At 58.7% G+C, this 23,795-nt stretch carries 27 protein-coding genes; 7 read left to right on the top strand and 20 right to left on the bottom strand.

The features are described from left to right. Positions 1-44: 44 nt before the first annotated feature. From AKL25_RS20365 to AKL25_RS20380, 4 genes are all read right to left on the bottom strand, one after another. Positions 45-605: a chemotaxis protein CheW gene (locus AKL25_RS20365; RefSeq protein ID WP_050479544.1), complete on the bottom strand. Its 561-nt coding sequence runs from the start codon at positions 603-605 to the stop codon at positions 45-47. Positions 606-645: 40 nt separating this feature from the next. Next, a complete protein-coding gene (locus tag AKL25_RS20370; RefSeq protein WP_050479545.1) occupies positions 646-1,014 on the bottom strand; it encodes a response regulator transcription factor in 369 nt (122 codons plus the stop codon). Positions 1,015-1,048: 34 nt separating this feature from the next. Continuing rightward, a complete protein-coding gene (locus tag AKL25_RS20375) occupies positions 1,049-1,459 on the bottom strand; it encodes a response regulator (RefSeq protein ID WP_050479546.1) in 411 nt (136 codons plus the stop codon). Positions 1,460-1,617: 158 nt separating this feature from the next. After that, a complete protein-coding gene (locus AKL25_RS20380) occupies positions 1,618-1,770 on the bottom strand; it encodes a rubredoxin (protein WP_034299925.1) in 153 nt (50 codons plus the stop codon). Between the two features lie 95 nt (positions 1,771-1,865). Between AKL25_RS20380 and thiD the strand changes: the two genes are divergently transcribed. Together thiD and hemL are read left to right on the top strand one after the other, a co-directional pair. After that, entirely contained in the window at positions 1,866-2,690 is an 825-nt protein-coding gene (thiD, locus tag AKL25_RS20385) for a bifunctional hydroxymethylpyrimidine kinase/phosphomethylpyrimidine kinase (protein ID WP_050479547.1), read from the top strand. Between the two features lie 26 nt (positions 2,691-2,716). Beyond that, positions 2,717-4,015 carry a glutamate-1-semialdehyde 2,1-aminomutase gene (gene hemL, locus AKL25_RS20390; protein WP_050479548.1) on the top strand — a complete coding sequence of 433 codons (1,299 nt, stop codon included), beginning with the start codon at positions 2,717-2,719 and terminating at the stop codon, positions 4,013-4,015. Positions 4,016-4,119: 104 nt separating this feature from the next. On the opposite strand, the gene erpA is transcribed toward hemL, so the two are convergent. The 6 genes from erpA to rplM form a co-directional block, all read right to left on the bottom strand. Then, on the bottom strand, positions 4,120-4,485 hold the full coding sequence (gene erpA, locus AKL25_RS20395; RefSeq protein WP_050479549.1) for an iron-sulfur cluster insertion protein ErpA: 366 nt from the start codon (positions 4,483-4,485) through the stop codon (positions 4,120-4,122). A gap of 55 nt (positions 4,486-4,540) precedes the next feature. Further along, a complete protein-coding gene (locus tag AKL25_RS20400; protein WP_016832797.1) occupies positions 4,541-4,942 on the bottom strand; it encodes a bactofilin family protein in 402 nt (133 codons plus the stop codon). Positions 4,943-4,950: 8 nt separating this feature from the next. Further along, entirely contained in the window at positions 4,951-5,655 is a 705-nt protein-coding gene (locus tag AKL25_RS20405) for a DUF6776 family protein (RefSeq protein WP_050479550.1), read from the bottom strand. 23 nt (positions 5,656-5,678) lie between these two features. After that, positions 5,679-6,716 carry an N-acetyl-gamma-glutamyl-phosphate reductase gene (gene argC / locus AKL25_RS20410; protein ID WP_050479551.1) on the bottom strand — a complete coding sequence of 346 codons (1,038 nt, stop codon included), beginning with the start codon at positions 6,714-6,716 and terminating at the stop codon, positions 5,679-5,681. Positions 6,717-6,992: 276 nt separating this feature from the next. Further along, on the bottom strand, positions 6,993-7,385 hold the full coding sequence (gene rpsI, locus AKL25_RS20415) for a 30S ribosomal protein S9 (RefSeq protein WP_034299906.1): 393 nt from the start codon (positions 7,383-7,385) through the stop codon (positions 6,993-6,995). Positions 7,386-7,394: 9 nt separating this feature from the next. After that, the gene (gene rplM, locus AKL25_RS20420) at positions 7,395-7,823 is read right to left on the bottom strand and encodes a 50S ribosomal protein L13 (protein WP_007877931.1); all 429 of its coding nucleotides are present in this window, start codon (positions 7,821-7,823) and stop codon (positions 7,395-7,397) included. 554 nt (positions 7,824-8,377) lie between these two features. Between rplM and AKL25_RS20425 the strand changes: the two genes are divergently transcribed. Next, positions 8,378-8,833 carry an OsmC family protein gene (locus AKL25_RS20425; protein ID WP_050479552.1) on the top strand — a complete coding sequence of 152 codons (456 nt, stop codon included), beginning with the start codon at positions 8,378-8,380 and terminating at the stop codon, positions 8,831-8,833. 84 nt (positions 8,834-8,917) lie between these two features. On the opposite strand, the gene coq7 is transcribed toward AKL25_RS20425, so the two are convergent. The 10 genes from coq7 to AKL25_RS20475 all read right to left on the bottom strand — a co-directional run bounded on the left by coq7 (position 8,918) and on the right by AKL25_RS20475 (position 20,427). Next, the gene (coq7, locus tag AKL25_RS20430; protein WP_050479553.1) at positions 8,918-9,544 is read right to left on the bottom strand and encodes a 2-polyprenyl-3-methyl-6-methoxy-1,4-benzoquinone monooxygenase; all 627 of its coding nucleotides are present in this window, start codon (positions 9,542-9,544) and stop codon (positions 8,918-8,920) included. Positions 9,545-9,601: 57 nt separating this feature from the next. Continuing rightward, positions 9,602-10,636, bottom strand: coding sequence for a dihydroorotase (pyrC, locus tag AKL25_RS20435; RefSeq protein ID WP_050479554.1), 1,035 nt, complete (start codon positions 10,634-10,636; stop codon positions 9,602-9,604). Between the two features lie 233 nt (positions 10,637-10,869). Continuing rightward, on the bottom strand, positions 10,870-11,598 hold the full coding sequence (locus AKL25_RS20440) for an amino acid ABC transporter ATP-binding protein (protein WP_007877944.1): 729 nt from the start codon (positions 11,596-11,598) through the stop codon (positions 10,870-10,872). 72 nt (positions 11,599-11,670) lie between these two features. Then, positions 11,671-12,366, bottom strand: a complete 696-nt coding sequence (locus AKL25_RS20445) for an amino acid ABC transporter permease (protein ID WP_050479555.1) — start codon at positions 12,364-12,366, stop codon at positions 11,671-11,673. Between the two features lie 3 nt (positions 12,367-12,369). Then, positions 12,370-13,119, bottom strand: a complete 750-nt coding sequence (locus AKL25_RS20450; RefSeq protein WP_050479556.1) for an amino acid ABC transporter permease — start codon at positions 13,117-13,119, stop codon at positions 12,370-12,372. Positions 13,120-13,341: 222 nt separating this feature from the next. After that, positions 13,342-14,289: an amino acid ABC transporter substrate-binding protein gene (locus AKL25_RS20455; protein WP_007877948.1), complete on the bottom strand. Its 948-nt coding sequence runs from the start codon at positions 14,287-14,289 to the stop codon at positions 13,342-13,344. A gap of 172 nt (positions 14,290-14,461) precedes the next feature. Then, positions 14,462-15,373: an amino acid ABC transporter substrate-binding protein gene (locus tag AKL25_RS20460; RefSeq protein WP_050479557.1), complete on the bottom strand. Its 912-nt coding sequence runs from the start codon at positions 15,371-15,373 to the stop codon at positions 14,462-14,464. A 534-nt stretch (positions 15,374-15,907) separates the two neighbouring features. Next, the gene (locus AKL25_RS20465; RefSeq protein WP_050479558.1) at positions 15,908-17,206 is read right to left on the bottom strand and encodes a Glu/Leu/Phe/Val family dehydrogenase; all 1,299 of its coding nucleotides are present in this window, start codon (positions 17,204-17,206) and stop codon (positions 15,908-15,910) included. 329 nt (positions 17,207-17,535) lie between these two features. Further along, the gene (locus tag AKL25_RS20470; RefSeq protein WP_050479559.1) at positions 17,536-18,507 is read right to left on the bottom strand and encodes a LysR family transcriptional regulator; all 972 of its coding nucleotides are present in this window, start codon (positions 18,505-18,507) and stop codon (positions 17,536-17,538) included. A 57-nt stretch (positions 18,508-18,564) separates the two neighbouring features. Beyond that, positions 18,565-20,427, bottom strand: a complete 1,863-nt coding sequence (locus AKL25_RS20475; protein ID WP_050479560.1) for an ABCB family ABC transporter ATP-binding protein/permease — start codon at positions 20,425-20,427, stop codon at positions 18,565-18,567. A 171-nt stretch (positions 20,428-20,598) separates the two neighbouring features. Between AKL25_RS20475 and AKL25_RS20480 the strand changes: the two genes are divergently transcribed. The 4 genes from AKL25_RS20480 (at position 20,599) to AKL25_RS20495 (ending at position 23,740) form a co-directional block, all read left to right on the top strand. Further along, positions 20,599-21,066 carry an acyl-CoA thioesterase gene (locus tag AKL25_RS20480; protein WP_050479561.1) on the top strand — a complete coding sequence of 156 codons (468 nt, stop codon included), beginning with the start codon at positions 20,599-20,601 and terminating at the stop codon, positions 21,064-21,066. An 83-nt stretch (positions 21,067-21,149) separates the two neighbouring features. Then, positions 21,150-22,100: a 2-hydroxyacid dehydrogenase gene (locus AKL25_RS20485; RefSeq protein ID WP_050479562.1), complete on the top strand. Its 951-nt coding sequence runs from the start codon at positions 21,150-21,152 to the stop codon at positions 22,098-22,100. 13 nt (positions 22,101-22,113) lie between these two features. After that, positions 22,114-23,091 carry a 2-dehydro-3-deoxygalactonokinase gene (locus tag AKL25_RS20490; RefSeq protein ID WP_050479563.1) on the top strand — a complete coding sequence of 326 codons (978 nt, stop codon included), beginning with the start codon at positions 22,114-22,116 and terminating at the stop codon, positions 23,089-23,091. Between the two features lie 25 nt (positions 23,092-23,116). Further along, entirely contained in the window at positions 23,117-23,740 is a 624-nt protein-coding gene (locus tag AKL25_RS20495) for a 2-dehydro-3-deoxy-6-phosphogalactonate aldolase (RefSeq protein ID WP_050479564.1), read from the top strand. Positions 23,741-23,795 lie beyond the last annotated feature (55 nt).

Below are 23,795 nucleotides of genomic sequence, written 5' to 3' on the forward strand. Positions count from 1 at the left end.
TCCTGATGACCCGCTCGCCAGCGCCAGCGGGATAGAACTTCACGTTACAGACCGACCTGCAAAAACCGCGCATCGTTGATGACTGCGGCGAGGCTGATCTCTACCCACTCCTGCCGGCTGCGATCGAGATAGCGCTTTCCTTTGATGATTTCCGACACGTCACCGCCATCTTCGTCTTCCTGCGGGCTCATTTCCTGAAGATGGCGCAAACCGAGCACACGCGACACCACGAATCCGGCGGTGCCGGACAATGCCGCAGAGACGACGATCACGCGATTGTCCTTGCTGCGCGCCTGCAGTTCGCCGCCAAAGAAGCGATCCAGATCGACCACGCCGATCAGGTTGCCGCGCACATTGGCAAGACCCAGGTACCAATCTTTGGTCAGCGGCACTTTGGTCACCGGCATGGGATTGACGATTTCGCTTGCTTCACGCAGGTCAAGCAGATAATGGCGCTCTCCGACGACGACGCCGAGCCGGCTGTCGCGCATGCCGATGCCGTCTCGTGCTTCCCCAATACGGTCCAGCAGGCGCGCCTGGAATTCACGCAGGCGACTGCTCTTCCATTGCGCCGGGAGTGAGTTCGCTGCCTCTTCTTGCATCATCGATCCTCTTCTTCCATCTTGCCGGCGACCGCAAGAGCGCTCATTGCACAACGGCTGCGATTTTTACCAGCAGCTCGTCGGCGTCCACCGGTTTGACGATATAGTCGCTCGCGCCCTGGCTCAACGCCCAGATGCGATCCGTCTCCTGCCCCTTGATGCTGCACATGATCACCGGAATGTGTTTCAGATCAGGATCGCGCGCAATCTGCCGCGTAATCTGGAAACCGTTTTTCCCCGGCATGACGATATCCATGAAAATCAACTGCGGCTCGAACAGGCGCATCTTGTTCAGCGCGACATCGCCGTCATCCGCAGTCTCGACTTCGAATCCCTGTTTAATGAGGATATCCGCCAGCAGGTAACGGTCTGTTGGCGAATCGTCGACGACAAGTATTTTCTTTATTTTCATTGAGCCCTTGCTCCATGCTTGAAAAATACGCTGATCAGGACGCAATGGCTGGGCGACGCCCTTTCGCATGGGTATTGACAGCCTCCAGCAGGCCCGCCTGCGAAAATGGCTTGGTCATGAATGCGGTCGCGCCGACCACTGCGGCGCGTGCCCGATCAAACAGACCGTCCTTGGACGACAGCATAATGACCGGAGTTGCATGAAATCTTGCATTTTTTTTAATTAATGCACAAGTCCGGTAACCATCGAGCCTGGGCATCAGAATGTCGCAGAAAATCAGATCCGGGCTATTTTCGGTGATTGCTGCAAGCGCATCGAAGCCGTCCGCAACCAGCATGACATGGTGGCCGGCCTGACGCAAAAACAGATCGGCGGAACGTCGTATGGTGTCGCTGTCGTCGATGACCAGGATAGTGAGAGGGGCTGGCGGTGCAATATCGGGCATTGATGTCCCTCCGGGATAGCACCTGATCAGGGCTGGTTAGCCGACTATAGCAAAATGTACACAAGCTATAAAACGGAACAGGCCTGCCTTCCCCCCTCATTTGGCGGAAAAGCAGGCCTGTCGAAGCAGCAAAAGTCTGCTGCGGATGGATTGCAGGTTTAGAGGGCGACCATCTCGAAATCTTCCTTGCGGGCGCCGCATTCCGGGCAGGTCCAGTTGATCGGCACGTCTTCCCAGCGCGTGCCGGGAGCAATGCCTTCGTCCGGCAGGCCGGCTTCTTCGTCGTAGATCCAACCACAGATCAGGCACATCCAGGTCTTAAATTCTGTTTTGCTATCGCTCACGGCTGACTATCCCTCAAATCAATCAAGTAAAATGGTAAACCAGATATCTTAATCTACTCGTCGTGCAAAACCAAACTTCTCCCTTGATATTAACTTTTGGCGCAGCCGACCCGGTCGGGGCGACGGGCATCCAGGCCGACCTGGCAACCTTCGCCGCCATGGGCTGCCACGGCCTGTCCATCATTACCTCGCTGCTGGTCAGCGATACGGCGCGTATCGAGGACATCCAGATCATCGACGTCGACTGGATGGCCGATCAGGCCCGCGTCATTCTCGAAGACATGCCGGTAGCGGCATTCAAGGTCGGCGCGGTCGGCAGCATCGAGAACATTTCGGCCATCGCCGAGATCGTCTCCGATTATCCCGACATTCCGCTGATTCTGGATCCTTTCATCACCGCCATGCCCGCACAGGACGGCGATGACGACGACAATCTGATCGCCATTCGCGAGCTGCTGATCCCTCAGACCACGCTGCTGCTGGCCTCTGCGGTGGAACTGAACCGCCTGGCGGAAACCTGGCGCGAACCGGTGCCGGGCGACGCCTTGCAGCTGGACGCCACGCGCATCGTAGAAATGGGCTGCGAATATCTCTTCGTCACCGGCATGCCGGGCGAGATTCACGAAGTCGTCAATGCGCTGTTCGACAACACCGGCATCATCCGCCGCGACAGCTGGCAGCGCCTGCCGGGCTCGTTTACCGGCGCCGGCACCACCTTGTCCGCAGCCATCTGCGCCATGCTGGCCAATGGCCTGGAAATTCCCGAGGCGGTCTCCGAAGCCCAGGAATTCACCCTTGCCGCTCTTGCCCATGCGCAACGCCTGGGCATGGGCAAACTGATTCCCGACCGCTACTTCTGGGCGCGCGAATCGGACGAAACCAACTGAACCGACTACTTCACCCACCTTCTCGTATGAACCAGAAAAGCTCCGGCACTACCAACGAATCCCTGTTCGCCCGCGCTCAGCAAACTACACCCGGCGGCGTCAACTCGCCGGTGCGCGCCTTCCGCTCGGTCGGCGGCACGCCGCGCTTCATCACCAAAGCGCAAGGTCCGTATTTCTGGGATGCCGAAGACCGCCGCTATATCGACTACATCGGCTCCTGGGGGCCGGCAATTGTCGGCCACGCCCATCCCAGGGTCGTGCAAGCGGTGCAGGAAGCCGCCGCGCGCGGACTGAGTTTCGGCGCACCGACCGAAGGCGAAATCGAGATGGCGGAGGAAATCTGCAAGCTGGTGCCGTCGATCGAGCAGGTGCGCCTGGTGTCCAGCGGCACCGAAGCCACCATGAGCGCCCTGCGCCTGGCGCGCGGCGCCACCAAACGCGACAAGATCGTCAAATTCGAGGGCTGCTACCACGGTCATGCCGATTCCTTGCTGGTCAAGGCCGGCAGCGGCTTGCTGACGTTCGGCAATCCGACCTCCTCCGGCGTGCCGGAAGATTTCGTCAAGCACACGCTGGTGCTGGATTACAACAACACACAGCAGCTGGAAGACGCGTTCAAGGCCGCCGGCAATGAAATCGCCTGCGTGATCGTCGAGCCGATCGCCGGCAACATGAACTTGGTGCGTGCAACACCGGAATTCCTGCACACCATGCGCCGCCTCTGCACCGAGTACGGCGCCATTCTGATTTTCGACGAAGTCATGTCTGGCTTCCGCGTGGCACTGGGCGGCGCTCAGTCGCTATTTGGCATCACGCCGGATCTGACCGCGCTGGGCAAGGTCATCGGCGGCGGTTTGCCGGTTGCGGCCTTTGGCGGTCGCGCCGACATCATGAAGCACCTGGCGCCGCTGGGCGGCGTGTATCAGGCCGGCACCCTGTCCGGCAACCCGGTGACCGTCGCGGCAGGCCTGACAACGCTGCAGATCGTCCAGGAAGCCGATTTCTACACCAAGCTGAGCACACAGACGCGCAAGCTCGCCGATGGCCTCTGCGAGGCTGCCAGGGCCGCCAACGTGACATTCTCGGCCGATACCGTGGGCGGCATGTTCGGCCTGTACTTCGCACCGGCCGTCCCCGCCAGCTATGCTGAAGTCATGCAGGGCAACAAGGACAAGTTCAACGTGTTCTTCCACGCCATGCTGGATGCGGGCGTCTATCTGGCGCCGTCGGCGTTCGAAGCGGGATTCGTGTCGGCCCAGCATGACGATGCCGTGATTGACGCGACCATCGCCGCTGCGCGCACTGCTTTCGCAACGATCAAATAACGTCGGCAAGTAACGCAGGAAATAAAAAAGGACGCTTAAGCGTCCTTTTTTACGTGAGGAAAAACTGCTGAAACTGTTGTTTCCCGATCAGATGTCCTGGCGAATCAAGCCGAGAACGACGAACCGCAACCGCAAGTGGTCGTTGCGTTCGGGTTCTTGATCACGAATTGCGCGCCTTCCAGATCGTCCTTGTAGTCGATCTCTGCGCCGACCAGGTACTGATAGCTCATCGAGTCGATCAGCAACTGAACGCCGTTCTTGGTCATGGTGGTGTCGTCTTCGTTGACGATTTCATCGAAGGTGAAACCGTACTGGAAGCCCGAGCAACCGCCGCCTTGCACGAATACGCGCAGCTTCAGGTCGGGGTTGCCTTCTTCTTCGATCAATTGCGCAACCTTGGCGGCGGCGCTATCGGAAAAGACCATGGGGGCGGGAAACGAGGTTTCTGTAATTTCTGCAACGGCATTCATATTAAGCTCCTGCTAATCAGCGGACAATGGAGTGATTATAAGGCCTGTGGAGAATTCATGCATCGCCGCCGGCCGAAGCCGCCAGTTTGAGCACCGGCGCCTCTTCGGTCTGACCGTGGCTGAGCTTGCCGGACACCAGCGCGCCGCCGTGCATTTCCAGAGCCTTGTAATAGACATCTCCAGTTATGCGGGCTTTCGGCTGCAATTCAAGTAGCTCGACCGAATGGACGTCGCCGATGATTTCGCCGTTGACGATCAGATGCACGGCGCGAATCTCGCCGACGATCTTGGCGTGCTCGGAAATGACCAGCACGCTTGGCTGCCCTGCTTCGGCGTTGATATTGCCCTTGATATGGCCGTCAATGCGCAGGCCGCCCTTGAAATGGACGTCGCCATGGATACTGGTCGAAATGCCGATCAGGCTGTCGATGGTGCTTTTGGATTTACGTCCCAACATGATTCACCTCACAAATTCACGGATTGCTGAGCTCGCATCTGGCCTCTTTCGAGAACGCGAGCCTGAATCGCCTTGATGGTTGCACCTTCGGGAAGCGTTAACACTCCGTCAACCCGTTGATAATACTTGAATGCGAGCTTATAGCGCGCGAGATCCGTGGCATTTTGCTCGGGGAAGTTGATAGTAACACTTTTGCCGCTCTGCAACACCGTTACGCTGAACTGCAAATTCCCCACGAACTGACGGCCTTTTTCGCCCTGAATGGCGAGCAACTGATACCGCACCTGGTTCGGCGCGACAATCTCGGCTTTCAATCTCTGGATGGTGACGCCATCGGCGCCAACGTTGGTCGGGAGCAAGCTTTGGAAGAAAGAGAGATCTTCCTTCAGCTTAGCATTTTCCGCCTCCAGTGTCTTGATCTGCCCCGCCAGCTGCGCCTGCGCCGAACGCTCGATATTGAGCTGGCTTTCGGCCGCATTGGCCGTCGTCGAAAACTGATCGCGCTCGGCATTGAGCTTCTTGACCTGCTCCGACAGCACCTCCACGTGGTCGCGCATGCCGTCCGGGTTCAAACCCGAAAAATTATTGCGCCCGAGGTCGTAAGCCCACATCGCCATCGCACCGCCGACGGCGATTACCACCACCAGGATCAGCGCGCGCAGCGGCCACGGCATGTGGCGCTTGATGGTCATCTTCGGCGCAGAAATCGACATGCGCCGCACCCATAACTTATATTTCACGGCAAAACCGGGACGTGCATCAGACCGGTGGTTTCTTCCAGTCCGAACATCAGGTTCATGCATTGCACCGCCTGGCCGGACGCACCCTTGACCAGGTTGTCCTGCACCACCAGCACGACCACGGTGTCGCCGTTGTCCGGACGATGCAAGGCAATGCGCAGCATGTTGGAAGCGCGCGTGGTGCGTGTTTCCGGATGCGAACCGAACGGCATGACGTCAACGAAAGGCTCGTTCTTGTAGGCGTCTTCGAACAAGGCCTGCAATGCGGCGTTGTCGATGTCCTTGATCAGGCGCGCATACAGCGTGGAATGCATGCCGCGGATCATCGGCACCAGATGCGGCGTGAACAGCAGACCGACCTTGTCGTCGGTCAGCTTGCCCAACTGCTCCAGCGTTTCCGGCGAATGGCGGTGGCCCGAGACGCCGTAGGCTTTGAAATTGTCCGATGCTTCCGAAAACAGGGTGGCGATCTCGGCCTTGCGGCCGGCGCCCGACACGCCCGATTTGCAGTCGGCGATGAGATGCGATGCATCGATCACGCCGGCCTTCAGCAGCGGCGCATAACCCAGCTGCATGGTGGTCGGATAGCAACCGGGGTTGCCGATCAGGCGCGCCTTCCTGATATTTTCACGATTCAGTTCCGGCAGGCCGTAAGCCGCTTCTTTCAGCAGCTCAGGGCAGCTGTGCGGCATCTTGTACCACTTCTCGAACGCGGCGATGTCTTGCAGGCGGAAGTCCGCCGCCAGATCGATCACCTTGACGCCGGCGGCCAGCAACTCCGGCGCCTGCGCCATGGCAACGCCGTGCGGCGTGGCGAAGAAAACCACGTCGCACTCGGTCAGCCGGGCGTTGTCAGGCGAGGAAAACGCGATATCCACGCGACCGCGCAGCGATGGGTACATGTCAGCGACCGGCATGCCATCTTCTTTGCGCGATGTCACTGCCTGCAATTGCACTTGCGGGTGGGTGGCGAATATGCGCAGCAACTCCACGCCTGTGTATCCTGTGCCGCCGACGATACCTACCTTGATCATGTTTTTTCCTTGCTGAAAGAGCGTGCCCGAGAGCGTTTTATTTTAACAGGAGAATATTTCTGTCACATTACCCCAAACTGCACCGATTCAAAGCGCGAATAAGGCGGAAAAATGACTTTGATACCGAAATGCAACCCGGTCGCATGACCGCGGCAACGAACTGCGACGCGCGATAGCATCTCAGATATCCGTACAAAACAGGCCACAAAATGCAAAAAGCCGCCAGGCTTGTCGCCGGCGGCTTTTCGATGTGCTGAAAAACAGCACGCGTCGTGATTAACGCTTCGAGAATTGCTTTGCGCGACGTGCTTTGCGCAGACCAACCTTCTTACGTTCGACTTCACGTGCATCACGAGTAACGAAACCTGCCTTGGACAGTTCCGGCTTCAGTGTTGCATCGTAGTCGATCAGAGCGCGGGTGATGCCGTGACGAACAGCACCAGCCTGGCCGGATTCACCGCCGCCGTGGACGTTGACCATGATGTCGAAACGTTCGACGTTGTTGGTCAGTTCCAGAGGTTGACGAATCACCATCAGACCGGTTTCGCGCGAAAAATATTCATTCGCTGGCTTGCCGTTGACGACGATCTTGCCCGAGCCGGACTTGATGAAAACGCGAGCCACTGCACTCTTGCGACGGCCGGTTCCGTAATTGTAGTTACCGATCATGTCTATTCCTTAGAGTTCGAGTGCTTTAGGTTGCTGAGCAGCGTGCGGATGGTTGCCATCTGCATAAACCTTCAGCTTCTTGATCATCGCGTAGCCGAGCGGGCCCTTAGGCAGCATGCCCTTGACCGCTTTTTCCAGCGCGCGACCTGGAAAACGCTGTTGCATTTTCAGGAAATTGGTTTCGTAGATGCCGCCTGGGTAGCCGCTGTGACGGTAGTACGTCTTTTCAGTTGCTTTGGTGCCAGTGACACGCAGTTTGCCGGCATTGATCACGACGATGAAATCGCCCGTGTCGACGTGCGGAGTAAATTCTGGTTTGTGCTTGCCGCGCAGTCGGAGTGCCACTTCGCTGGCAACACGTCCGAGGACTTTGTCCGTCGCGTCAATCACGAACCACTCGCGCTTTACCTCATGGGCTTTAGCGGAAAAGGTTTTCATGATGACTTCCTAATGTAATTAAATAAACGCTCAATTTGGCGGTTCTGCGGCTACCGAAACGATACTTTGTGTCGTCATACCGACGCAGACTCTTCCTTGTTGTCTTTCCAGAGCGCACGGAAAGCCGAGAATTATAGCCTTTTCAAGGACTTAGCGTCAAACCCTTTCTTCGCCGCGCCGCGCGCCGCGGGCTTTTCCGCACATTCGTCTATGAAAATATCCGCAAAGGGCAGGATTGCTACGGACAAAAAAAACCCGAAACGATGGTTTCGGGTTTAAATCCACACCAAAGGAGGAGGGTGGAGGAGACTCGGTTTGATTGCGTCGGAAACGTCAATCAGTGAATTCAATATAGCAAACGGAATTGTGCAGCGCAAGATTTAATTTCTCCTATGTGACGCAATTAAAAGTTAAAGGAAAGTAAGTATTTTTGTTGCTGTGCAATATGCATTTTTTTGCCTATTTCATCTCTGCCAATCCCAACGCGATGCCAACCACATTTCCCGAAAAAGCTACAATAGCCGCCTCCCTCTAATTACCCTGCGAGAACGCACATGGAATGCACAGTACGCTGGACCGGTCTTTCCGGCATGACCTTCTTGGCTGAAACCGGCTCGGGCCACGTGGTGGCGATGGATGGCGCCCCGGACGGCGGCGGCCGCAACCTGGCGCCGCGCCCGATGGAAATGGTGCTGCTCGGCACCGGCGGCTGCACGGCTTATGATGTGGTGGTGATTTTGCGCAAAAGCGGCCAGGATATTCGCGGCTGCGAAGTGACACTGAAGTCGGAACGTGCGGAACAGGATCCCAAGGTCTTTACCAAGATCCATTTCCACTTCACGGTGCGCGGCCGCAACCTGAAGACCAACGTTGTCGAACGCGCCATCAAGTTGTCGCATGACAAATATTGTTCGGCATCGATCATGCTGGAGAAAACTGCGGAAATGACACACTCGTTCGAGATCGTGGACGATCTGAGCGATGAAGTGCAGGTTCAGGCGCAACAATAAGCAGCGCCCCTCCCCTTTTCCCTTCTTCGCCACCATCGGCGAAATCGGGGACGCACAGCAAAACAGGGCTTCGCGCCCTGTTCTTTATATCCGGTAAGCCACCGTGGTCATGACTTTGGACATCATTTTCATGACCCCGCGAATCGGCGCCGGCATCTCTGCCGCCCCCAATGCTTTGGCCGCCTCGCCGTGCTCGACTTCGTCCTTGCGCATCTGATCGACAATGGCGCGCGATTTGGCGTCTTGCGGCGGCAATTTTTCCAGATGGCTGATCAGATGCAATTCGACCTGGCGCTCGGTCTCGGCGACAAAGCCGAGATTGCGCGCATCGCCCACGCGCGCGGCAATCGTGCCCAGCACGTAAGAGCCGGCGTACCACAGGGGATTGAGCAGGCTGATGTGTGAGCCGAGCTCACGCAGGCGCTCGGCGGTCCACGCCAGGTGATCTTCTTCTTCGATGCCCGCATGCGCAAACTGCTGCTTCAGCGCCTGCGCCTGGGCAAAGCGGCCCTGGGCATCGTACAAAGCCTGTGCGCACACTTCGCCGACATGATTGACGCGCATCAGGCCCGCGCTGTGCAGCTTTTCGACGTCGCTCATGGCAGCCTCGCCAATCTGCGACGCCGGGTTCGGACGCGATGACGCCACCACGCCGCTGACGACGCGCAAGGCCTTGTCCAGATCAGTGATCAGTCGATCGACGAATTGCATGGATACGGATTCCAGTAAAAATGAATGCCAGGTAAACGCTGAAACAGGCGATACCGCTCAGGCCATTTTCCAATTGATTGTTTCGCCGCCATTCAGCGGCACAACCGTCGCGTCGCCCATCGGCAACTCGGCGGGAATGGTCCAGTTCTCGCGGCGCAAGGTCACCGTACCTTCGTTGCGCGGCAAGTCGTAAAAGGCCGGGCCGTTGAAGCTGGCGAAGGCTTCGAGCTTGTCCAGCGCACCGGCCTGGTCGAAAGCTTGCGCATACAGCTCCAGCGCGTGCAGCGCGGTGTAGCAGCCGGCGCAACCGCAGGCGTGCTCTTTCAAGCCCTTGGCGTGCGGCGCGGAATCCGTACCGAGGAAGAACTTGTCGCTGCCGGAAATCGCTGCGGCCACCAGCGCCTGGCGATGGGTCTCGCGCTTCAGGACAGGCAGGCAGTAGTAATGCGGACGAATACCGCCCTTGAAGATTTCGTTGCGGTTGTACAGCAGGTGATGCGCAGTGATCGTCGCCGCAGTCGGGCCTTCTGAAGCCATGACATAGTCGGCGGCGTCTTTGGTGGTGATGTGTTCGAAGACGACCTTCAGCTCCGGCATATCCTTGCGCAGCGGCGTCATGACGCGGTCGATGAAGACGGCTTCGCGATCGAAGATATCGATCGCCGGATCGGTGACTTCGCCGTGCACCAGGAAAGGCATGCCGACTTCCTGCAAGACTTCCAGCGTCTTGTAGCACTTGCGCAGATCGGTGACGCCGGCATCGGAATTGGTGGTGGCGCCGGCCGGATACAGCTTGACGGCCTTCACGAAGCCGCTCGCCTTGGCCTTGCGGATTTCTTCCGGCGGCGTGTTGTCGGTCAGGTAGAGCACCATCAGCGGCTCGAACTGCACGCCGGCCGGCAGCGCCGCCAGGATGCGGTCGCGGTAGGCGCCGGCCTGCTCGGTGGTTGTGACCGGCGGCTTCAGATTCGGCATGATGATCGCGCGCGCGAATTGATGAGCGGTATGCGGCAATACGCTTGCCAGGGTCGCGCCGTCGCGCAAATGCAAATGCCAGTCGTCCGGACGGGTAATGGTCACTACGTCGCTCATCGCTCTTCTCTTCCTCTGAATTAGTGCTCGTGCCAAGCGCACGAAATCCCGCTATTTTACCGCAAGGGCTGCCGCACCCGAATTGCGGCACCTCAAACACCCGTCTTCAAACGCCATCCAAAAAACAAAAACCGCCGCGGCCTGAACCGGGCGGTTTTCGTTGAACGACTGAGCTTGCCAGAGCAAAATCCGGAGCGCAGACAAGGCGCTCCGCCTCCGGCGGCTTCAGCGTCTTAGTGCGTAATGATCTTGGCCAGGAAGTCGCGCGCGCGTTCCGAGCGTGGCGAACCGAAGAAGTCTTCCTTCTTGCAGTCTTCCACCACCAGACCTTTGTCCATGAAGATGACGCGGTTGGCAACCTTGCGCGCAAAGCCCATTTCGTGGGTCACGACCATCATGGTCATGCCTTCTTGCGCCAGGCCGACCATGACGTCCAGCACTTCATTGATCATTTCAGGGTCGAGCGCCGATGTCGGTTCGTCGAACAGCATCGCGATCGGGTCCATCGACAGCGCGCGGGCAATCGCCACACGTTGCTGCTGGCCGCCGGACAATTGGCCCGGGAATTTGTCTTTTTGTGCGATCAGGCCGACGCGGTCCAGATACTTCAAGCCCTTTTCGGTCGCTTCGTCCACGCTGCGGCCCAGCACCTTGACCTGGCCGATGGTCAGGTTTTCGCGGATCGACAGATGCGGGAACAGTTCAAAGTTCTGGAACACCATGCCGATGCGCGCGCGCAGTTTCGACAGGTTGGTCTTCGGATCGCCGACGGACACGCCGTCAACGGTGATCGTGCCCTTCTGGAACGGCTCCAGGCCGTTGACGGTCTTGATCAGCGTCGACTTGCCCGAACCCGACGGACCGCAGACCACGACCACATCGCCCTTGGCGACGCTGGTGGTGCAATCGGTCAGAACCTGGAAGCTGCCGTACCACTTGCTGACGTTATTGAGTTCAATCATTTATTTCTCCTAATTCCTGAATACGGTATCAGCCGGCCACGCATCTGATAAGCGCTGGCCGGCGGGTGTCGGTTAGCGAATGATGGCGATCTTGTGCTGGAAGCGCTTCACGGTTTGCGACAGCACGAAGCTGAGCACAAAGTAGACCACGGCGACGAACAGGTACATTTCCACCAGACGGCCGTCACGCTGAGCGATCTTGGAGGCGCTGGTCACGAAGTCCGGCACCGAACCCAGCACGTACACCAGCGACACGTCCTGGAACAGCACGATGGTTTGGGTCAGCAGGATCGGCGTCACGTTGCGGAAAGCCTGCGGCAGCACCACGTTGCCCATCATCTGCCAGTAGTTCATGCCGATGGCGTAGCCTGCAAACACCTGGCCGCGCGGGATCGACTGAATGCCTGAACGCATGATTTCGCAGTAGTACGCCGCCTCAAACAAGATGAAGGTAATCAGCGCCGACTGGAACGCGCCGACCTGGATCGGTTCGTTGGCGCCGATCACCCAGGCGCCGATGAACGGCACCAGGAAGTAGAACCAGAAAATCACCAGCACCAGCGGCACCGAGCGGATCAGGTTGACGTAGGTGGTTGCCACGAAAGACAGCGGCTTGTTGCTGGACAAGCGCATCATCGCCAGCAAGGTGCCGAGGATGATGCCGCCGACCATCGCAGTGATGGTCAGCACCAGCGTGAACTTCAGGCCGGTCGTAATCAGGTAGAACCACGAACGCTGAATGATATCGAAGTCGAAATTGGAAAACATAGTTTAATGACCTCCCGTACTGGAGCTGCCGGTCGTGATGTAACCTGGCACGGCGGTAACTTTTTCCAGGATGCGCGCCAGCAGCAGCGCAATAACGGAAATGATGATGTAGATGACGGTGGCGCCGGTGAGCGATTCAAACGTCTGGAACGTGAATTCGCGCATCGAGTAAGTCGCCGCCGTCAGCTCCACCAGGCCGATGGTCAGGGCCACCGAGCTGTTCTTGATGATCGCGGCAAACTCGTTGGTCAGGGCCGGGATGATGATGCGAAAAGCCATCGGCAACAGCACGTAGCGGTAAGTCTGCACAGGCGTCAGGCCCAGTGCGGCGCCGGCCATGCGTTGGCCGCGCGGCAAGGCGTTGATACCGGTGCTCACCTGCACGGCAACCCGCGACGAGGTAAAGAAACCCAGCGCCAGGAAAGCGGTGACGAACGATGCTTCCGGCAAGCTCTTGAGCCAGTCGCCCACGGCGGCAGGCACCAGTTCCGGCATCACGAAGTACCAGAGAAACATCTGGACCAGCAGCGGAATATTGCGGAACAGCTCAACGTAGCCGTTGGCGATGCGGACGGCCCAGGGTTTCTGGGTCGTGCGGATGGTGCCGACGATCGTGCCGAGAACCAGCGCCATGATCCAGGCCAGTACGGCCGTGGCGATGGTCCATTTCAGGCCGATCAGTAATGTATCGATGTAGGGGATGCCATCGGGAGACTGCTCCCAGAATATGCCCCAGTTCCAGTTGTAATGCATAGATGCCCTCGTCTTCTCGTCTCGACTCGTTTGCGATCAGGAATGCCGCATTGCCACGGCACTCCCAGGCGGCCTGCGCCGGTTTACACAGAGGTAAAACACGGTTTTCTGAGCAGGTCTTGCTTTCTTCGCCAACTTAAACAAAACGGGGGACAACTCCCCCGTTTCGTTTTTCATGCTGTACAGCAATCAAATGCTGTACTTCTGACTCACTTCTGAAGCTTATTTCTTCTTCGAAGATTGCTTTTGCGCTTCCGGCACAGCTGCGTAAGCAGATGGTTCGCCGGAATCGGTAGGCTTGGCAAAGACGGCTTGCAGTTGCGGGCTCATCGGCACGTTCAGGTTGACACCCTTTGGCGGGATAGGCGATTGGAACCACTTGGCGTAGATCTTCTTGATGTCGTCGCCCTTGTAGACGTTGATCATCGCATCGTCGACAACCTTCTTGAACGCGGTGTCGCCCAATGGCAGGATCAGGCCGTACGGCTCAACCGACAGCGCTTCGCTGGAAACCACGTAGTCGCCGGGCGCCTTGGAGTTGGCTGCCAGCGAGGACAACAGAATATCGTCCATCACGAACGCGACTGCACGGCCGGTTTCAACCATCAGGAAAGCTTCGGCGTGGTCCTTGGCGGCCAGGATGTTCATACCCAGGTTGCGCTCGGTGTTCAGCGTAGTGATTTGCTTCAGGTTGGAAGTACCGGAGGTCGACACGATGGTCTTGCCCTTCAGGTCGTCCAGCGTCTTCAGGTTGGCGGCTTTCTTCGACAGGAAGCGGTTGGCTGTCACGAACTCGGTCACGGCGAAAGCAACTTGCTTCTGACGTTCCATGTTGTTGGTAGCCGAATCGCAAGAGATGTCGGTTGTGCCGTTGGCGATCAGCGGGATACGGGTTGCCGAAGTCACAGGAACCATCTTCACGTTCAGCGAAGTCAGACCCAGCTTCTTCTGGATCGCTGTTGCCGCCTTCAGGCACAGGTCGATCGAGTAACCTTGGTACGATTGCTTGTCATCGAGGTAGGAGAACGGGATCGAGGCATCGCGCACACCCAGTGTCAGCGTACCGGTTTCTTTGATTTTCTTCAGACGACCGGTGAACTCTTCAGCATGGACCGAGCCCATCAAAACACTTGCCCCAACCAATACCCCTGCTAGCTTTAATAACTTCATGTGACCTCCTGGAAAAATTTTTACGTAGTGTACCAAAAGCCATTCTTCAAAAATAGTCTTCATTCCTGAAAAGAGGCTATTTTGCCTTTAAATTACCTTAGTTTCCTAAAACTTTCCTGCATCGCAGAATGCAGCTCAAAAACCGTTATTTCATGCGGAAATTCCGCCAAATTCATTCATCCGCGACTTTATCCGTCGGGTAGCGCAGCGTATCACGCAGCAGATACCCCATCGGCATATTCATCGCCGGGATCGTGGCGCTGATGGGCTGCATGAACCAGCGGTCATACAGCTTGAAAATTTCGCCCGACCGGACAATCTTCACCATCTGCAAATCCACGTAACGCTTGAACTCCGGATCGCCCTTGCGCATCATGATGCCGTAGGGCTCCAGCGAAAGCGACTCGCCGACCATCGTGTAACGCTCCGGATGCGGCACCGACAGCAGATAGCGCCGCAACAGCACATCTTCCATCACGAAGGCATCCGCCTTGCCCTTTTCCACGCTGTCGAAGGCCTCCTCGTTAAAGGCCACTTCCACGACTTTGATGTCGAGAGAGCGGATTTTGCTGCGCTCTTCAATCTGCTTCACCATCGGCGTGTTGCGCGGCACCACCACCGTCTTGCCACGCAGGTCTTCCCAGCTGTGAATTCCCGAATTGGCCTTCACCAGCATGCGCACTGAAGCGAAGAAATGCGGCACGGTAAAATTGACAATCTTCCGGCGCTCCGCATTGTTCGTCGACGTGCTGCATTCCAGATCCGCCTTGCCCTGATCCAGCGCAATAAAGCGCGTCACCGTATCCACTTCCATGAACTGCACCTGCATCTGCGGCAATTTGAAATCCTTCCGGATTCCTTCTGCGATCCTGCGGCACAGATCGATGGCATAACCCGTCACCTGCTTGTCGTCGCCTACAAACGCAAACGGCATCGTACCGTTCAGGTAAGCGATCACAAATGTGTTGGTGCGCCTGACTTTATCGAACATCCCTTCCGCATGCACCGGTAACGACATGCCGATGCTCAACGCCAGGACCGCCCCCCAACCACACCAGATTTGCCTGACCGATTTCTTCGTCATCTGCGACTCGCATCCCAGCCCTGCGACTGGAGAAATTCATTGAGCAAGTATCATGCCAGAAAATCAAGCAAACAATCCCGCAATCAACGGCATAATTCGCGCCCTGTCCGCTCTTTCGCGCCTTGACGGGACGCGTGTAAGAGCCTGGCTGCCATAGCCGGCGTGCGATTTAAAAAGGGAAGTTTTTGCCGCCATCAGGAAACACTGCAACCGGCGCTGCGCGATTGCATGCGCAGGACAGTCCGCAGCAAGCGCACACGCGCTCGCGCCGACAACGTCTGGTCGTCGGCATGTTTCGAATGTTGGGCGTAGACGTCTCCTCCTTACGCACAAATCAAACGGTCACGGCATGCGCAAAAAATGCGAGGAAAACGCACGCGCGCTTTTCGCATTTTTCGTCAGACCGACGCAGGCAAGCCTGCACCGCCATTTACTTTTTTTCTATTGTCGACGGCAGGGAATATTGATTTTATTTTTCTTCCCTGCCGCCGGTTATTTCAACTGCATATTTCTATCTGCTTGCCGCCGGCCGCATCAAGGATACAAACCGCGCATTTCGCGCGCTTGCAACACGCGTGTACACGCCACGATGAATGCCGCCGTGCGCAAGGACACCTTCTTCTCTTCCGCCAGTTGCCAGACGGCTGCGAAGGCTTCGCGCATGATGCGTGTGAGACGCAGGTTGATCTCGTCTTCGGTCCAGAAGAAGCTTGAGAAATCCTGCACCCATTCAAAGTAGCTGACGGTCACGCCGCCGGCATTGGCGATCACGTCAGGCACGATCAGCACGCCTTTGTCGGTCAGAATATCGTCGGCCGCCGGTGAGGTCGGACCATTCGCGCCTTCGAGAATGATCTTGGCGCGAATCGATGGCGCATTGTTGACCGTGATTTGCTGTTCGAGTGCAGCAGGCACCAGAATGTCGCAATCGGTTGCCCAAAACTGGGCGCGGTCTTTGACTTCATCAGCGCCCGGGAAGCCGGCAACGCTGCCGTGTTGCGCCACATAGGCTTGCAGCGCAGGCACATCGAGACCGCTGTCGCGCACGACTGTCGAGATGTGATCCTGCACCGCGACGACCTTGGCGCCGGCTTCAGCAAACAGACGCGCAGCGATGCCGCCGACGTTGCCGAAACCCTGCACCGCGATGCGTGCATTCTTGATGTCGAGATTGCGTTTTGCAGCGGCTTCGCAACCGACCACAAACACGCCGCGACCGGTCGCTTCGTGGCGGCCGAGACTGCCACCCAGCGAGATCGGCTTGCCGGTGACAACGCCGGAAGCGGTGCTGCCCTGATTCATGGAATAGGTATCCATCATCCAGGCCATGATCTGCGAATCGGTGTTGACGTCCGGCGCCGGAATATCTTTGTTCGGTCCGATGATGATGCCGATTTCGCTGGTGTAGCGGCGTGTCATGCGCTGCAGTTCACCGCGCGACAATGTCTTCGGATCAACCCGGATGCCGCCTTTGGCGCCGCCGTACGGCACGTTCACCGCCGCGTTCTTGACCGTCATCCAGGCCGACAACGCCATCACTTCGGACAGCGTCACATCCTGGTGGAAACGCACGCCGCCCTTGCCGGGACCGCGCGAGGTATTGTGCTGCACGCGATAGCCTTCGAAGTGGGCGATCGTGCCGTCATCGCGCTCAATAGGCACGTCGACGATCAGCATGCGCTTCGGGCGCTTCAGGGTTTCCACCCAGCGCGCCAGCGAGCCGAGGTAGGGGGTAACGCGGTCGATTTGTTCGAGATAATCTCCCCATGGGCCGATGCCATGCGGAGTAAGGTAGGAAGGGACTTCGTGCTGCTTGACTGGTTCGTTCGACATGATGCAATCGCTCCTTGATGTTGCCACGCTTTAGCCATGCTGGCCGAGACTGCTGCAAAATTAATCAAACCGCGAAACTCAGGCTTACGCCATCCTACTCCTTCCGGAGTCGGTGTTGTCGCGCGATATTGCTTAATTTTTCAGCCGCCGGCGAGGAGAAAGCCTCGCCAGGCGTGTGGACGCATCTGCACAGGAAAACCGTGCAAACCAAGAATCCAGGGCACGCCATCGACAGCGACGCCATCGTAGGGCAATGCCATGCACCAACGCTAATGCTTTGTGCGCATGCAACTATGCAATCCATGCATAACCTTGAAAGAGCCCTTGTACTACGCGCCTTTCGGAGGTTTTTTCGCCCGCGCGGCCGCATTCTTGCGGTTCTCTTCCTGTTCCTGGAGGTAATCCCACAGGCGCGCGACCACGACTTTTCCGCTGCGTTGCGGCGTCGGCCGTTCGCGGTACAAACGGATTTCCATTTCGACTTCCCACTCCCCGTGGGCGCCGTCGGCACGCGCCAGTTGCTTGTTGCGCACTTCGCGCGTCACCGAGGATTCCGGCAGGAAAGCGACGCCATGCCCTTCCAACGCCATCATCTTGAGGCTTTCCGACATGTCGGTCTCGTAGTGCTTCTCCAGATGCAGCGGCTTTTTGGCGTCGCCCATGATCAGCTCGACCATGCGACCCAGATAGGCGTTCGGCGTATAGGACAGGAAAGGCAGCGGCGACTTGGAACTGCCGGGCAGTACATAGTCCGGCTTGCCGCCGCGATCGCAACGCGAATACGGGCGCACGCTTTCGCGCCCCATGGTCAGCATGTCGTAACGGCTGGAGTCCAGCTGCACCGGCTGGCGCGGATGGTGATAGCACAGCAGCAGATCGCAGCCGCCTTCGACGATGGTCATCACCGCATCATGGACGTTGAGCGCAATCAGGCGCGTATTGAGCGCGCCGAATCCCGACTCCAGCGAACTCAGCCATTTGGGGAAATACGTCAGCGACAGGGTATGCGGCACCGCGAAGTCGACCGTGGTCTGCTGCGCCGGCCGTTTGCCGCGCAGCATGGCGCGCGTGTTGTTGATCTGGCCGAGCATCTCCACCGCCTGCTCGTAGAACACCTCGCCCGCCGCCGTCAGCCGCGTCGGATACGAGGTGCGGTCGATCAGATCGGAGCCCAGCCAGGCTTCCAGCGACTGGATGCGCCGCGAAAAAGCCGGTTGCGTCACGTGCCGCAATTCGGCAGAGCGACTGAAACTGCGCGTCTCAGCCAGGGAAATAAAATCTTCCAGCCACTTGGTTTCCATTCTTCCTACTCCGCCTCAGGAGAGCATGATGCCGACCATGCTTCGTATAGTTTCAGCTTAAGCCAGTTGCAGCGATGGCGACGGTTCCGATGCGCCTTCGTCCTCGTCGTCATCCTTGGCCTGCTGCCTCGCCCACATCTGCGCATACGCGCCGCCCGACGCCAGCAGCTGCGTGTGCGTGCCGCGCTCGATGATATGACCATGCTCCAGCACCAGAATCTGATGCGCATCGACGATGGTCGACAAGCGATGCGCGATGACCAGCGTGGTGCGATTCTGCGCGATCTCGCTCAGTTGCTCCTGGATCGCCTGTTCCGATTTGGAATCGAGCGCGGAAGTTGCTTCATCGAAAATCAGCACCGCGGGATTCTTCAGCAAGGTGCGCGCAATCGCCACACGCTGCTTTTCGCCGCCGGACAATTTCAGGCCGCGCTCGCCCACCGTCGTCGCATAACCGTCCGGCAGCGACTCGATGAAATCGTGCACGTAGGCGGCCTTGGCGGCGGCGATGATTTCATCCTTGCTGCTGCCGGGCTTGCCGTAGGCGATGTTGTATTCGATGGTGTCGTTGAACAGCACCGTATCCTGCGGCACGATGCCGATGGCCTGGCGCAGCGACCCTTGCGTGACCTTGCGCAGATCCTGACCGTCGATGGTGATGCTGCCGGCGTCGACGTCATAGAAGCGATACAGCAAACGCGACAACGTCGACTTGCCCGATCCGCTATGGCCGACCACCGCCGTCGTGGTGCCGGCGGCAATCTCAAAATCGACGCCGAACAGAATCTGGCGCTTGCTTTCGTAGCTGAAATCGATGTTGGCGAAACGCACTGCCGCACCGGCGGTGACGAGCGGCCTAGCATCGGAGGTATCGGCGATTTCCTTGTTCTGTTCCAGCAGCGAGAACAGGCGCTCCATGTCAGCCAGGCTCTGCTTGATTTCGCGATAGATCACACCGAGGAAATTCAGCGGAATATACAGTTGGATCATGAAGGCATTCACCAGCACCAGATCGCCCAGGCTCATTGTGCCGTTGATCACGCCCTGCGTGGCGCGCCACAGAATCAGCGTGACCGCGATGGCGATGATGGCCGATTGTCCCGAGTTCAGCAAGGACAGCGAGGACTGCGATTTGATCGCCGCCGTTTCATAGCGTTGCAGGCCTTCGTCGTAACGGCGCGCTTCGAAATCTTCATTGCTGAAATACTTGACCGTCTCATAGTTGAGCAACGAATCGATCGCCTTGGAATTGGCGCGCGAATCGAGATCGTTCATCGTGCGGCGGAAGTGCGTGCGCCACTCGGTCACGGTGATCGTGAAGATGATGTACAGCACCAGCGCGCCGCCCGTGATGACGGTGAACCAGATCTCGTAATGCAGCACCAGATACACCATCACCAGCGCGATCTCGATCAGCGTCGGCAAGATGCTGAACAGCGCATACGACACCAGCGTCGACACGCCGCGCGTACCGCGCTCGATGTCGCGCGTCATGCCGCCGGTCTGGCGGTTCAGGTGGAAGCGCAACGACAGCGAATGCAGATGGCGGAATACTTGCAAGGCAATCGTACGCACCGCGCGCTGCGTCACCTTCGCGAACACGAACTCGCGCAGCTCGGTGAAGACCGTGGTCGCCAGTCGCAGCGCGCCGTAAGCCACCAGCAGCGACAGCGGCAACACCAGCAAGGCCTGAGGATTGTTCGGCCCGATCGTCATGCGATCGACCAGTTGCTTGAGCAGCAACGGCACGCCGATATTGGTCAGCTTGGCGCCGACCAGGAAACCCAGCGCCAGCAGCACGCGCCATTTGTAAGTCCAGAGATAAGGCAACAGCGTGCCCAGCGTTTGCCAGTCGCTGTGCGCAGGAACAGAAGCGCCGCGCTCAGCTTGCGGCGCGGAAGAAGGCGGATATCGACGCATGAAAGAATTGACCGAAAAAATTTGTGCTTTTGTTTTACGGGGGAGCCGACGCAGAGGCGACGACTCCTATAAACTAGGGGATTAGGGTCTGTAACAGCCTGCAGGGCTTTACCCTCCCGAACTTCCGCATTATAAGAGTCCGCAGGACTTCACGCTTTTAAAAGGAAAAGTATGACAAGCCAGCATAACACCTCGCTGCCGGTAGGAAAGATGCCGCAACTGCGCGTCATGCCGATGCCGGCGGATGCCAACGTCTACGGCGACGTCTTCGGCGGATGGATCATGGCGCAGGTCGACATCGCCGGCTCCCTGCCCGCCACCAAGCGTGCCAACGGCCGCGTCGCCACCATCGCAGTCAACTCGTTCTTATTCAAACAACCCGTCTTCGTCGGCGATCTGCTGTCGTTTTACGCCGATATCGTCAAAGTCGGCAATACCTCGATTACCGTCAACGTCGAGGTTTACGCCGAGCGCAACCGCCTCCAGACCGAGATCGTCAAGGTGACCGAAGCGACGCTGACCTACGTCGCCACCGACGAACAACGCCAACCGCGCGCCTTGCCGCCGCTGGCGCCGGGCGATAGCGTCTCGATCACCAGCGGCTTGCAGGACCTGGGCGGCGGCTGGTCGGCAGCCTGATGCTGCCATGACATTTTTCTGATTTTTCCGGGACAGGCCTGCCTGCTGCGACCTGTCTTTTCATCCACTGCCAAGACATTTCCATGACCTCCACTTCCGCACGTCCCGATGTCCTCATCGCCGCCAGCCTTCCCCCGCACCTGAGCCAACGCCTGCATGCGCATTTCAATTGCCATGACATCAACACCCTGAGCGAAGCCGAGCTGGCCGCCATTGCGCCGTCCATCCGCGCCATTTCGTCCAAGGGCGAAACCAAGGTAACACGCGACTTCATCGCCCGTTTTCCGGCGCTGGAAGTCATTTCCGTCTTCGGCGTCGGCTATGACGGCGTCGATGCCGTTGCCGCACGCGAACGCGGCATCGAAGTCACCAATACGCCCGACGTGCTGACCGACGACGTCGCCGATTTCGCCATGACGCTGCTGCTGTCCACCGCGCGCCAGGTGGTCCACGCCGACCGCTTCGCCCGCAGCGGCGAATGGAAAAAAGGTCCGCATGCGCTGACCACCAAGGTCACCGGCTCGCGCCTGGGCATCGTCGGCCTGGGTCGCATAGGCAAGGCCATCGCCAAACGCGCAGAAGCCTTCGACATGAGCATCGCGTATCACAACCGCTCGCCGCAAAGCGACGTCGGCTACCGCTATGTTGCCGATCTGAAGACGCTGGCGTCGGAAGTCGATTTCCTCGTGCTGTCGATGCCGGGCGGCGCCGGTACGCGCGCACTGATCAATGCAGACATCCTCGAAGCGCTCGGCCCCAAGGGTTTCCTGATCAACGTCGCGCGCGGCTCGGTGGTCGATGAAGCAGCGCTGATCAAGGCGCTGCAGGAAGGCAAGATCGCCGGCGCCGGTCTCGACGTGTTCGAGAACGAACCGAATGTGCCGGAAGCGCTCGCCAAACTCGACAACGTCACGCTGACGCCGCACATGGCCAGCGGCACCGTGATCACGCGCACCGCGATGGCAGATCTGGCTTTCGACAACCTGCAGGCGCACTTCAGCGGCAAGCCCTTGCTGACGCCGGTGCCGCGTTAAAGAGAATGAGGTCATGAGCACAACCCGACTGATCGCGCTCGACTGGGGCACAACGTCACTGCGCGCCTATCGCCTTGGCGACAACGGCGCCGTGCTCGACAAGCGCGGACTGCCGTGGGGCATCATGAACTTGCCGTCAGTGGATGCAAGCGATGGCGACGGCAGCCGCCACGCCGGTTTCGTCAAGGCATTCGACGAAGCCTGCGGCGACTGGCTGCGCGATACTTCGGGGACGCCCGTCATCGCCGCCGGCATGGTCGGCAGCGCCCAGGGCTGGCGCGAAGCGGCTTATGTCGACATGCCGCTGGCGGTCGCCGAAGTCGGCAAGCAACTGACGCGCGTCGACGTCAGCGGCGGACTGGTATTGCACATCGTTCCCGGCCTGCTGCAACGCGGACATTTGCCCAATGTCATCCGCGGTGAGGAAACACAGGTCGTCGGCATTCTGGAATCGCTGCAAGGCGACGCCGAAGTCCTGATCGGCCTGCCCGGCACACACTCGAAATGGGTACGCGTGCAAGAGCGGCGCATGACGCATTTCGACACCTTCATGACCGGCGAGGTCTACGCCGTACTAAGCCAGCACACCATCCTCGGCCGCACCATGGACCGTGACGGCGAGCCCGACCACGCCGCCTTCGAACGCGGCCTGCGCGTGGCGCAAACGGAGGAAGGACGCGCCGGCGTGTTGTCGACTATCTTCAGCAGCCGCACGCTCGGCCTGGTCGGCGAACTGGGGCCGCGCAGCCAGCCCGATTATCTGTCCGGCCTGCTGATCGGCCACGAAATCGCGGCGCTGAAATCCACGCGGGAAGCCGCCGGCTGCGCGCCCTCCCCGCATATCATCCTGATCGGCGACGACAAGCTATGCGCCCGCTATCAGACCGCCCTGAATCTGTACGGCCTGCATCTGAATGGTATCGACATCGCGGCGCAAGCCACCGAAACCGGCTTGTGGAAAATCGCCCTGCAAGCCGGCCTGCTGAGCTAGATATCAGCATCACTGGAGAAACACCATGTTGAAAGAAGCGCTGAAACAATGCGGGCTGATCGCGATCCTGCGCGGCATCCGTCCCGACGAAGTCGAAAGCATAGGCAAGGTCTTGCATGACGCGGGATTTCGCATCATCGAAGTGCCACTCAACTCACCCGAGCCGTTTGAAAGCATTCGCGTGCTGCGCAATGCCCTGCCCGCCAATTGCATGGTCGGCGCCGGCACCGTGCTGTCGCCGGCGCAAGTGCTTCAGGTCAAGGATGCGGAAGGACAGCTGATCGTCATGCCGCACAGCGATCCCGAAGTGATCCGGGCCGCGACCGCCGCCGGCCTGGCCAGCGCGCCTGGTGTGGCCACGGTGACCGAGGCATTTGCCGCGCTGGCGGCCGGCGCCGACATCCTCAAGATGTTCCCGGCCGAGCAGCTTGGTCCCGCCGTCGTCAAGGCCTGGCGCGCGGTGATTCCGGCCAGCGTCATGCTGGCGCCGGTCGGCGGCATCACGCCTGCCAGCCTCAAGGAATTTGTGGCGGCCGGCGCATCGGCATTCGGTTTGGGCTCGGCGCTGTACAAACCCGGCATGAGCGCAGAACAGGTGAAGCAGAACGCAGAAGCCTTCGTCAGCGCGTGGAAGCAAACCCAGGCCTGATTCGATTGCATCTGACCAGCTTCACGGCCATAAAAAAACGCGACCGGCAAGGTCG

The organism is Herbaspirillum rhizosphaerae (genome assembly GCF_001189965.1).
Lineage (GTDB): Bacteria > Pseudomonadota > Gammaproteobacteria > Burkholderiales > Burkholderiaceae_D > Herbaspirillum > Herbaspirillum rhizosphaerae.

What these genes read in the sequence shown, in the direction of transcription:
- AKL25_RS20375 (WP_050479546.1), bottom strand. Translation starts at nt 1,459, where the DNA reads ATGCCCGATATTGCACCGCCAGCCCCTCTCACTATCCTGGTCATCGAC.
- hemL (WP_050479548.1), top strand. Translation starts at nt 2,717, where the DNA reads ATGAACCAGAAAAGCTCCGGCACTACCAACGAATCCCTGTTCGCCCGC.
- AKL25_RS20460 (WP_050479557.1), bottom strand. Translation starts at nt 15,373, where the DNA reads ATGACGAAGAAATCGGTCAGGCAAATCTGGTGTGGTTGGGGGGCGGTC.
- AKL25_RS20455 (WP_007877948.1), bottom strand. Translation starts at nt 14,289, where the DNA reads ATGAAGTTATTAAAGCTAGCAGGGGTATTGGTTGGGGCAAGTGTTTTG.
- AKL25_RS20470 (WP_050479559.1), bottom strand. Translation starts at nt 18,507, where the DNA reads ATGGAAACCAAGTGGCTGGAAGATTTTATTTCCCTGGCTGAGACGCGC.
- AKL25_RS20440 (WP_007877944.1), bottom strand. Translation starts at nt 11,598, where the DNA reads ATGATTGAACTCAATAACGTCAGCAAGTGGTACGGCAGCTTCCAGGTT.
- erpA (WP_050479549.1), bottom strand. Translation starts at nt 4,485, where the DNA reads ATGAATGCCGTTGCAGAAATTACAGAAACCTCGTTTCCCGCCCCCATG.
- AKL25_RS20480 (WP_050479561.1), top strand. Translation starts at nt 20,599, where the DNA reads ATGACAAGCCAGCATAACACCTCGCTGCCGGTAGGAAAGATGCCGCAA.
- AKL25_RS20485 (WP_050479562.1), top strand. Translation starts at nt 21,150, where the DNA reads ATGACCTCCACTTCCGCACGTCCCGATGTCCTCATCGCCGCCAGCCTT.
- AKL25_RS20405 (WP_050479550.1), bottom strand. Translation starts at nt 5,655, where the DNA reads ATGTCGATTTCTGCGCCGAAGATGACCATCAAGCGCCACATGCCGTGG.
- AKL25_RS20365 (WP_050479544.1), bottom strand. Translation starts at nt 605, where the DNA reads ATGATGCAAGAAGAGGCAGCGAACTCACTCCCGGCGCAATGGAAGAGC.
- AKL25_RS20450 (WP_050479556.1), bottom strand. Translation starts at nt 13,119, where the DNA reads ATGCATTACAACTGGAACTGGGGCATATTCTGGGAGCAGTCTCCCGAT.
- AKL25_RS20490 (WP_050479563.1), top strand. Translation starts at nt 22,114, where the DNA reads ATGAGCACAACCCGACTGATCGCGCTCGACTGGGGCACAACGTCACTG.
- pyrC (WP_050479554.1), bottom strand. Translation starts at nt 10,636, where the DNA reads ATGAGCGACGTAGTGACCATTACCCGTCCGGACGACTGGCATTTGCAT.
- argC (WP_050479551.1), bottom strand. Translation starts at nt 6,716, where the DNA reads ATGATCAAGGTAGGTATCGTCGGCGGCACAGGATACACAGGCGTGGAG.
- AKL25_RS20475 (WP_050479560.1), bottom strand. Translation starts at nt 20,427, where the DNA reads ATGCGTCGATATCCGCCTTCTTCCGCGCCGCAAGCTGAGCGCGGCGCT.
- AKL25_RS20380 (WP_034299925.1), bottom strand. Translation starts at nt 1,770, where the DNA reads ATGTGCCTGATCTGTGGTTGGATCTACGACGAAGAAGCCGGCCTGCCG.
- AKL25_RS20400 (WP_016832797.1), bottom strand. Translation starts at nt 4,942, where the DNA reads ATGTTGGGACGTAAATCCAAAAGCACCATCGACAGCCTGATCGGCATT.
- AKL25_RS20445 (WP_050479555.1), bottom strand. Translation starts at nt 12,366, where the DNA reads ATGTTTTCCAATTTCGACTTCGATATCATTCAGCGTTCGTGGTTCTAC.
- AKL25_RS20465 (WP_050479558.1), bottom strand. Translation starts at nt 17,206, where the DNA reads ATGTCGAACGAACCAGTCAAGCAGCACGAAGTCCCTTCCTACCTTACT.
- rpsI (WP_034299906.1), bottom strand. Translation starts at nt 7,385, where the DNA reads ATGATCGGTAACTACAATTACGGAACCGGCCGTCGCAAGAGTGCAGTG.
- rplM (WP_007877931.1), bottom strand. Translation starts at nt 7,823, where the DNA reads ATGAAAACCTTTTCCGCTAAAGCCCATGAGGTAAAGCGCGAGTGGTTC.
- AKL25_RS20370 (WP_050479545.1), bottom strand. Translation starts at nt 1,014, where the DNA reads ATGAAAATAAAGAAAATACTTGTCGTCGACGATTCGCCAACAGACCGT.
- AKL25_RS20495 (WP_050479564.1), top strand. Translation starts at nt 23,117, where the DNA reads ATGTTGAAAGAAGCGCTGAAACAATGCGGGCTGATCGCGATCCTGCGC.
- AKL25_RS20425 (WP_050479552.1), top strand. Translation starts at nt 8,378, where the DNA reads ATGGAATGCACAGTACGCTGGACCGGTCTTTCCGGCATGACCTTCTTG.
- coq7 (WP_050479553.1), bottom strand. Translation starts at nt 9,544, where the DNA reads ATGCAATTCGTCGATCGACTGATCACTGATCTGGACAAGGCCTTGCGC.